This is a genomic window from Polaromonas sp. P1_G1 (genome assembly GCF_056405595.1).
The window spans coordinates 1-486 of record NZ_JBFUBU010000165.1 but is presented as its reverse complement, the minus strand read 5'-3'; the positions used below and the strand labels follow the sequence as shown (position 1 = coordinate 486).

1 protein-coding gene is annotated in these 486 nt (G+C 63.0%); it reads left to right on the top strand.

Features of this window, described 5'->3' with window-relative positions:
* A partial coding sequence (gene tpiA, locus AC1D1Y_RS26290; RefSeq protein WP_477684935.1) for a triose-phosphate isomerase occupies nucleotides 1-486 on the top strand: 486 nt, incomplete at both ends.

Below are 486 nucleotides of genomic sequence, written 5' to 3'. Positions count from 1 at the left end.
TGCCGTGGGCGCGCAAGATGTGTCGGCCTACGGTGTCGGAGCCTATACGGGTGAGGTGTCTGCGGGCATGTTGCGAGACTTGGGCGTGCGCTATGCCATCGTGGGCCATTCCGAGCGCCGCCAGTGCCATGGCGAGACCGATGCTGTCGTGGCCAACAAAGCCCAAAAGGCCTTGGCCGCTGGCATCACGCCCATCGTGTGTGTGGGCGAGACGCTGCAGGAGCGCGAAGCTGGGTTGACCGAAGAGGTGGTCAAACGCCAACTGGCTGCTGTGATCCACACCAACGGCCATTGCATTAGCGAGATCGTGGTGGCGTATGAGCCTGTGTGGGCCATTGGTACCGGCAAAACAGCCAGTCCCGAGCAGGCGCAGCAGGTGCATGCGGTGTTGCGTGCCCAGTTGCATGCCGCCACGGAACATTCGGACCGCGTGCAGATTCTGTACGGCGGCAGCATGAATGCAGCCAACGCCGCCCAGTTGTTGGG